The organism is Leptolyngbya sp. FACHB-321 (assembly GCF_014695975.1).
Classification (GTDB): Bacteria; Cyanobacteriota; Cyanobacteriia; order Leptolyngbyales; family Leptolyngbyaceae; genus Stenomitos.
The window spans coordinates 1-6,432 of sequence record NZ_JACJPI010000080.1 but is presented as its reverse complement, the minus strand read 5'-3'; the positions used below and the strand labels follow the sequence as shown (position 1 = coordinate 6,432).

Below are 6,432 nucleotides of genomic sequence, written 5' to 3'. Positions count from 1 at the left end.
CCTCAAGCGTATCAATGGCACCGAGACGGTTGTAGGTGCCCTTGATGGCGAGAGCAGCAGGAAGAAACGTGCCGTTAGTCCCTTCGAGAATGACTAGAACGGCGCCCGCACCCTTAAGGCTGACGCCGGTCACTATGCAGCGACAATCGTAAAAACTCATACGCCCTCCTACCACAGCCTAACGGCGAGAGGCACTGACTGTGCCTCTCCTCTCCAGCCTCACTGATCGTTTGCCGCCGTCCAGTGCCATGCAGGGTGAGGCGGCAGCCATTTGACTACTCAATGACGTACCCCGGCTCAAGGTATAAGGCATAGCGCGACCCGTTATAACTCAGTGCTTGCCATTCAGGAAACCCAGCTAGATCTAAAGACAGCGAAATAATTTGGTCCTGCTCTGTGACGCGCTGCAACTTAGCTGGACGAAGCTGCGTTAATAAGCGGTTAATTAACGCGGTTAACACTTTTGTCTGCTCTCTAAAGTTGCCCTCAGCGGAAGCAATCACAAGCGCTTGATTGAACTGTGGAGGCGTTGAAAGATGGCCTAAAACATGGCTGGGGGCTTCCAACTGAAAGAGCTTGGCTGCTTCCCAAGCCGATAAGGGCGCTAACGTTTCCAAGCGAGGGAACGCAGCGATTTGACAAAGTGTCTTAGTATAAGTTTCCTGCTCCACGTAGATGGCGCCTCTCTCCACAAAGTAGTAAGGCGGTAAATATTCACTGTGTATGATTTCAGACGCTTCACCGATGCTCGTAAACGCAGGCATAATGAGGGCTAACGGATCGGCTCGTTTGAGTTCAACCCAACCTTCACGTGCACATCCCACATAGCCACAATCTTCACAAACTAAGAACTGGAGCCGTGCCTTTCCCCAATTGACATATTCAACGGCATTAATCAGCTGAACGCGATCATCGCCTAGCTGGGTTACAGTAACCCTAGACTGTTCAGAAGCCGAAAAGTCTAGTTCTGCTCTTCGAGTGATAGGGTTTTTTAGTTGCCACATTGGAAAACCTAGAAATATTAGCCAGCTAAGGGGGTAGAGTAGCAGCCGAACCGAAAGTACTGTTAAGCGGCTCAATCAGCGTGTACCAGTTGAATCCTTTGGAACTTAGGAGCCTCAAACTTCTGCGATGCCGTTCTAATTGCCTGTACCAATGACGCCTTTGTATAGCCATGGAGAAACTTGAGTCGTTAAGGCTGGAATCTATACAGAGAAGGGCTTCTAGCGACTACCTTAATTGAACACTTAAATGCTTGAACTGTCCCACTATTAGCTAGATACCGTTGGCGAACTTCGATCGAGATCACAAGTGCCTATTTCAAAACCATCTCAACAGACTTAAGCTTCTGCCAAGGCAGCAAAGCGAGAAAGACGAGTCTTGGCCCTGGGGATACCATTGATCCAATTGATGAGTCGATCAATATTCATCGCTGCGGCGATCGCAAGATTTTGGAGATGAGTTTTGGCCAGTCCTCGATAACGAGTTTGGCGTAACCCAAAGGCTCAAACCGCTTGGGAGAGCGTGCCTTCGATCCCGGCACGACGTTTGTAGCGTTGCTGCCATGCCTCTGTAGCATGAACTGCTCGCGCCGCTTTAAGGGCTTCATACTCCTCCTGAGGCTTCAGCTTCAAGCTACGAACTCCGCCAGGCTTTACTTTGGTACATTGAGAGCGGACTGGACAATTCGCACAATCTTGAGGATAAAACCGAACCTTAATGTAAGAACTTCCGGTATGGTCGACGGATTCGACCCAGGACGTGGAGCGTTTGCCTTGTGGACAGATCGCTTGTTGGTGTTGCCAATCCACCTGAAATTGACTTAAAGCAAAAGCGTCATGCTTTCTCGATTGCCAACTGCCATTCGGGCGAGCGGGTCCAACTAACGTGATGCCTTGTTTAGGGCTGCTCACCAATAATTGAGCATCGACATAGGCTGAATCCACGAAATGTTCTTGAGGAGCCAATTCTTTGTTGATGAGTGCTTGGTGAATCACTGGTGTACAGTCAATTTCATGGATGGTTGCTGGAGTTGTCACCACATGAGTAATTAGATGGCACTGGTCATCATCACAAGTTTCACTCAGGTGAACCATGTACCCTGTCCAGGCAGTATCGGCTCGACTGCGATAACGTGCTTCTAGATCGTAGGGAGATTCAATCCGCTCTCCGGCTCGTTTTAATTCTTGTTTTGTTTTCCAACGCACTGCTTGTTCACCTGATTGGGTCTCAACCTTACGTTCGTAGTAGCAATCCCAAGTTGCCTTCAAAGCCACAACGGTTGGTAAAGCTTCCCACTTGAGCGACATATCAGCTTGTGCCAAGCAATCTAACAAGTAGTATCCGTCTGCCCCAACTATCTGAGCATACGCTTCCCGTTTCTCAGTCGCTTCAGGCAAACGGCTATCTTCAATGCGTTGTCCATAGCGCTTATACCAAGCTGGTAGTGCAATTTGTTGCACCCAAGCTGGTGCGACTGTTGTCAGCTCATTCAGGGTCGCTCGCAAAGTTTCCGCCATCAGCTCCAGCCGATTTAATGTTCGAATTGATGCCAATACACGGGTAGAATCAGTGCGCTGCTTACCTCGTGCTCGAATCAACCCAACCTTGCGACAGTGTTCCAATAAGCGTTCCAACAACAATTCTGAGGCGTTATGCTCAATCAACCGTTGGCGAAACTCGCTCAGAACACTAAAGTCGAAGCCTGCATCGGTCAATTCAAGTCCAAGAACATACTTCCAATCAATGCGTGACCGCACTGCTTCCGCAGCTTGACGATCTGAAAGGTTCTCCCGGAATTGCATCAGGGTCACGAGTGCAAGTTGCCAGGGTGGAACAGCAGGTTGACCATTTGTGGCAAACAAGCAGGCAAAATCCGCATCACCAAAAATGGGTCCTAATTCGTCTCTCAGTGTCAGATACGAATTACCTTTTGGAAAGGCAGCTTTAGCAACACGTACCGTTTCGGGGGGAACTGGAAGAATGGGCTCAAATGAGAGGGACATGGCAATTCTCCTCGGAAGCTAAGGGAATTGATTTCAGGATAGCCGATGTGATCTCGGTCGAAGTTCGCCAACGGTATCTAGCTATAAATGAAACAGTCTCAAGTATAGAGAACGGTTTTGTGCCCTTACAGGCTTCTCAGTGGCGCCTGCTTCGTAATCAGATTAGGCAAAGGAATAATTTGTATTACTGAGCAAAAAACACGAAAAGAATTGGCTCTATAACCCAACTGACTGAGGACGATTGCACTGCTGCTCGTTGATGCAAACGCTCTAAAGAGCGACGTTCATTTCTTTGTTTTCTTTAGATAAGCTTTAGAGCCCGAACCAAGCCCCCAATATGTCAAGATCAATCCGATAACCGCAAGTAATCCCACCCCTCCTAAAATAGGGAGAAGCCCAAGTAACTCCAGCGCATTCATCGCTAATAGAACCACTGCTGTAAGACAAAGTGAGAGCAGTATACTGTAGATTGATGCCTGCAACCTTAAGGATTGAGGCATCACATTTTGTTGCTTTTGGGCATAAAGTTGTCCAACGGTATAAGCAGAAACGAACTGAACTATAAGACTTAACCCACGGCTATTGGTGTTAAACATCGCTCCCAAAAGACCAATGAGCAAACCAGCGCCAAGATGGCAGCCGATCAGGATGAGGGCCAAGAAATAAGCTTTATCCCACATAAGGTTAACGTTGTAAATGGTTTCTACATTAAAGTAGCGGCTGCGCAAAGGTCCACTAGGCTTAAAAGCACAGCTCCAGCCGTCTAACAATTTACTGTACAGCAACGACATTATTCACCCCAGCCTGGGTTTAAGCAAGCACTTAAGCGTCAGCTTCAAGCATGGCAAATTCAGCTAGATCAACTAACCCATGACCGTGCTCAGAAAACCGATAGGCTCCTCGTTCTAATGCCTCTGCAAAGGTTTCCAGGTAAGCTCGAAAACTAGGTGCAACGAGCCATCTACCCGCTTCCTGCCACTCAACCGTAATGACTTGTCCAACCGTCCCACCGGCTGCGGGGGCTAAATCGACACATTCGCAAGCGCCATTGCTTTCATAAGTAAAGGGAAGCCAATGGGGGTGCCACCAGCCGTTCCAGATTCCTTCGGCAATGTCTTCAGGAGCGCAGCTAAAATTCTCATCTGTGCACTCTTGCCATGTTTCAGACATTTCAATCATGCTTTCAAGTGGGAGGAACTGCAAGTTTGGGAACAGAGAGTAGGCGTCTTCATCCTGACCGTTATGGAGACGATAAGACAGCTTGAAATCGTCAGGAAAACTGATACCCCAAAAGGCTTCTGTCTGGGCAATTTCTTTAGCAGTCGCGCCTGGATTGAGCTGTTCCAGCACTTGAGGTGCATTGATGGCCAACCAATGATCAATCCTTTCCCAAGTTGTTCTCATACTCTTTACCTGCTAGTTTTTCAGCTCCAAACAAGACCTTGGCGAAGCTCGACTTTAGCCCTTAGAAGAAGAGGCAAGGGAGCAAGAGCAGGAACGTGTGCTTTGCTTGCTCCTGATGCACTTGCTACCGCAAGAACTTGTGCCGCTGCTGCTAACGTTTGCACCCCTGTTGTCAAAGCGGATGCGGGAAGGGGCAGGAGCGACAGTTTCAGCGCGATCGCACGACCAAGTTCACTGGTGCTCCATGACAAGGGTTTGCGCCTGCTCAACGCAGGCATTGTAGCAAGGCGGCGCCAATTTTCGTCACGTTCACGAGCGTCCAGTACAAGGTCTTGTTCGGTGGCGCTGTAGACCGCTTGAAATGACTTCAAAGCGCCACCACGGTCTCTTGGATGTTGCCCATGTTTCAACAGCCTCCGCTAGAAGATCCTCCGCCAGAAGCGCCACCACCATCACCACCAGAAAACCCACCACCGCCATCACTGCCGCTATAGCTGCTACCGCCGCTACAGTCTCCACCATAGCTGCTAGCACCGCCATCACCGCTAGAAAATTCACTACTACCACTGCTATCACTATAATTGCTATGACTCGCACCACCAAACATGAAAATAGGACTCGCTAAGCGATCAGAAGCGCCCCGACGTTTACGTTGCAAGCTCGCAGAGTGAGCACCAGTGCCGCCGCATAGAGCGAACACAAGAAACAAAATGCTGATGAAGATGATTAGTTCCATAAGTTTGAGTTCGTAGATGTTGCTGGCACTTGGCTGCTAGTACTGGCTCAAAGGTAACAGATAGCTAACTTGATGCAGTCGGTGTGCAATGGGATTGTTAACTGGATTCTGTTACTCGTCAAAACAGTTGTGGGACAGAAGCAACTTAGTCACTCCCATAATCAATATCACTGCCACTACTAAAGTCGTTATTGCAGCTAGTAGCGCTTCCACCACTGCTCAAGTCGCTTCCACTCTCAAAATCAAGTAGATTAGACCACCATGAGCGACCATCGCTTTCATCCTTAGCATTGTCGAGGCGATCACTGCGGTCAATGACCTCACAAGCATCAAAGGTGGTGCTGCCCTGAAAAATCGGATGAAAGGAATGAGCGATTTCGCTACGCATTGCCTTGTAGTCGCATGCTTCACCGATAAGGCTGTGATAGTCTACAAAATCAGCAGCATCACAATACAGCGCCAAGGCATAACAATCATCATCTGAGCGAGAGCAACTATAGCTAACCGTTTGCTTGACCTGAGCCGGAGTGTATTTCCTCTGAACCCCATAGCGTTGACGGAGTGCGGGACCAAGCTGCTTAATATAGCAGTGGATGGCGAGACGCTTCTTCTTGGATTGTGCGCTTACCTCAATGACATCAGACACACTGAACGTCATGTCCGCACGAAACAAGCAACGGCTAATCTCACCTCGCAGCAGTTCATAGTTATAGCGTCTCCCTGTTGCCCGATAATGGTTCATAAAAGCAGCGGCATCACAATACATCGCTAAGCCATACTGGTCATAACCAGTGCTGTAGCCCCATTCTTTGATCATTCCCTGCACCTGAGCCGGAGTATAGTTCTCTTGCAGGCCATAGCGGGTACGGAGGAACCTACCAACGCGCCTGGCATAGGTACGAATGGCAAGGCGCTTTTCCCGGCGGGCTGATCGTCTCATCAAGGCGACAAGTAACGCCACAGTAGTAGCACAGGCTGTAGCAAGCCCAACCTTAGCCAGAAGATTCCAGGCTTCTGGCGACACATTAAACATCAACTGCCCTCCGCTGTTATGAGGTGCTACACAGAGCCGCCTGTTAATTCCAGAGCCTGCTCTAGAAGAGAACCTTGCAGAGTTAGCATGACGTGACGATGCGTGCTCTAAGGTGTTAGTTTCTTACTTTGAAGTTCTTTAGGGGTTAAACTCAGCGGAGCAGTCACCCACCCCGCTGGTCTCCAGAACCGTGCTTGAAGTGTTAACCTCACACGGCTCCTCAGTGATCTGGTGCTTGTCATGCATACCTGTTA

Annotated in this window: 6 protein-coding genes and 1 pseudogene; all 7 read right to left on the bottom strand. The window is 49.1% G+C overall.

The genetic code is table 11. The annotated features are described in order from the left end of the window. Positions 1-275: 275 nt before the first annotated feature. Complete coding sequence (locus tag H6F76_RS23395) at positions 276-1,004, bottom strand: hypothetical protein (RefSeq protein ID WP_190511906.1); 729 nt, start codon at positions 1,002-1,004, stop codon at positions 276-278. 336 nt (positions 1,005-1,340) lie between these two features. Next, positions 1,341-3,005 (bottom strand): annotated as a pseudogene (locus H6F76_RS23390) (IS1182 family transposase). 284 nt (positions 3,006-3,289) lie between these two features. Continuing rightward, on the bottom strand, positions 3,290-3,796 hold the full coding sequence (locus H6F76_RS23385) for an ABZJ_00895 family protein (protein WP_190511904.1): 507 nt from the start codon (positions 3,794-3,796) through the stop codon (positions 3,290-3,292). A 31-nt stretch (positions 3,797-3,827) separates the two neighbouring features. Next, entirely contained in the window at positions 3,828-4,409 is a 582-nt protein-coding gene (locus H6F76_RS23380; RefSeq protein WP_190511902.1) for an SMI1/KNR4 family protein, read from the bottom strand. A 20-nt stretch (positions 4,410-4,429) separates the two neighbouring features. Next, positions 4,430-4,780 carry a hypothetical protein gene (locus H6F76_RS23375; protein ID WP_190511900.1) on the bottom strand — a complete coding sequence of 117 codons (351 nt, stop codon included), beginning with the start codon at positions 4,778-4,780 and terminating at the stop codon, positions 4,430-4,432. Positions 4,781-4,815: 35 nt separating this feature from the next. Next, on the bottom strand, positions 4,816-5,145 hold the full coding sequence (locus H6F76_RS23370) for a hypothetical protein (protein ID WP_190511898.1): 330 nt from the start codon (positions 5,143-5,145) through the stop codon (positions 4,816-4,818). Between the two features lie 145 nt (positions 5,146-5,290). Then, a complete protein-coding gene (locus tag H6F76_RS23365; RefSeq protein ID WP_190511896.1) occupies positions 5,291-6,178 on the bottom strand; it encodes a DUF6559 family protein in 888 nt (295 codons plus the stop codon). Between the last annotated feature and the right edge of the window lie 254 nt (positions 6,179-6,432).